The sequence below is a fragment of the Accumulibacter sp. genome (genome assembly GCF_031732815.1).
Classification (GTDB): domain Bacteria; phylum Pseudomonadota; class Gammaproteobacteria; order Burkholderiales; family Rhodocyclaceae; genus Accumulibacter.
Genome location: NZ_JAVMKF010000295.1, coordinates 3467 through 5343 on the forward strand (window position 1 = coordinate 3467; position 1877 = coordinate 5343).

2 protein-coding genes and 1 pseudogene are annotated in these 1877 nt (G+C 64.5%); all 3 read right to left on the minus strand.

What is annotated here, in order from left to right:
• A pseudogene (locus RKP46_RS17105) lies at positions 1 to 271 on the minus strand (septal ring lytic transglycosylase RlpA family protein); the annotation flags it as partial.
• Positions 268 to 1374, minus strand: a complete 1107-nt coding sequence (gene rodA / locus RKP46_RS17110) for a rod shape-determining protein RodA (RefSeq protein ID WP_311107742.1) — start codon at positions 1372 to 1374, stop codon at positions 268 to 270. The gene rodA and the pseudogene RKP46_RS17105, both read right to left, overlap by 4 nt.
• A 3-nt stretch (positions 1375 to 1377) precedes the next feature.
• Positions 1378 to 1877, minus strand: a 500-nt coding sequence (locus RKP46_RS17115; protein WP_311107743.1) for a penicillin-binding transpeptidase domain-containing protein, incomplete at its 5' end; no start/stop codon positions are given.

The following is a 1877-nucleotide window of genomic DNA, read 5'->3' on the forward strand; positions in this document are numbered from 1 at the left end:
TGCGCGGCAGGGCATCCGGAATGTCGTCGAGATTGTCCGGAATCTCGTCCGCCGGGCCGTCGTCCTTGTAATAAGCTCCGGCGCGTTTCTGCACGACCGCCGGCTTGCGCACGATCTTGCCCGGCGGCCTGGCCGCCTCGCCCGGCTGCACGGCGACGTCCGGCGAGCGCGTCGGCTGTCCGCCGCAGGCAGCCAGAAAGCACGCGAGCAGAGCGGTCGCCAGCCGCCGGTACGGCAGATCGTCGCGCGTTGGCGGGGTCTGCCGGATCATTTCCTGACCAGCATCCGGTGCGTGCGAATGCTCATCAGAATCCCGATGCCAATCGACAGGGTGACCAGCGCGGTCCCCCCGTAGCTCATGAAAGGCAGAGGAACGCCTACCACTGGCAGAATCCCGCTGACCATGCCCATGTTGACGAAGGCGTAGGTGAAGAAGCTGAGGGTGATCGAGCCGGCCATGACGCGGGCAAACAGCGTCGAGGCGTTGGCCGCGATCACCAGGCCGCGGGCAATCAGCAGCAGGTAGAGGAGAACAAGGAACGCGTTGCCCAACAGGCCGCGCTCCTCGGAAAAGACGGCAAAGATGAAGTCGGTGTGGCGCTCGGGGATGAACTCCAGGTGGGTCTGCGTTCCCTCCAGCCAGCCCTTGCCGAAGGTACCGCCCGAACCCATGGCAATGGTGGATTGGATGATGTGGTAACCGGCACCGAGCGGGTCGCTCGTCGGGTCGATCAGGGTCAGGATGCGCTTGCGCTGGTAGTCACGCAGCATCGTCCAGGCAAACGGTGCGGCGCTCGCTGCGGCGACGCCGAGTCCGGCGATTACCTGCCAGGGGAGGCCAGCGAAGAAGATGACGTAGAATCCGGCGGCTCCGACGAGGATGGCGGTACCCAGGTCGGGCTGCTTGGCGATGAGGACAAAGGGCACGAGCAGCAGCACACCGGCGACCACGAAGTGGCGAAACTTGAGGACGGCTTCGTGCTTGTGGAAGTACCAGGCGAGCATCAGCGGGACGGCGATCTTGAGCAGTTCGGACGGCTGTACGCGGGTGAAACCGATCGATAACCAGCGGCGTGCGCCGTTCACCTTGACCCCGAAGACGAATACGAGGATCAGCAGGATGACGCCGATCACATAGAGCGGCACGCCGAAGCGCATCAGTTTCTGCGGCGGGATCTGGGCGACGATCCACATCGCGGCCAGACCGACCGCCATGTTCAGACTTTGCGCCACCAGGCGATTGCTCGCATCGTAGGTGGCGCTGTACACGGTGCTCAGGCCGACCAGCATCAGCGCGCCGGTAATCAGCAGCAAAGGGCCATCGAGATGCTCGACCAGGCGCCGCCACAAGCGGTGCAGCGCGTCTTCCGACATCGCCTAGTCCTCCTCCGCTTCGTCTTCTTCGGCCACACCCTTGGGCCATTTGCCGAGCAGGTAGTAGTCGAAGACCATGCGCGCAATCGGCGCCGCCGACTGCGCACCGAAACCCCCGTTTTCGACCAGGACGGCGAGCGCGATCTGCGGTTTGTCGGCCGGCGCAAAAGCGATGTACAAGGCGTGGTCGCGCAACTCCTTCTTCACGCGCGAGGCCTTGTACTCCGCTCCCTTCAGGCTGAAGACCTGCGCCGTACCGGTCTTGCCCGCCGCCACGTAGCCGGCACCGGCAAAGGCGCGCGTCCCGGTGCCATGCGTGTTGACCCCGACCATTGCGCGCTTGATCGTCTCGACATGCGACTGCTTCCACGGCAGAACGCGCAGCGGCTCGGGTTCGATCATCGTTTTTTCGCCGGTCCGGCTGTCGGTGATGTACTTGACGAGGTGGGGGCGAAACATGATTCCGTTGTTCGCCACCACGGCCGTCGCCAGCGCCAGTTGAA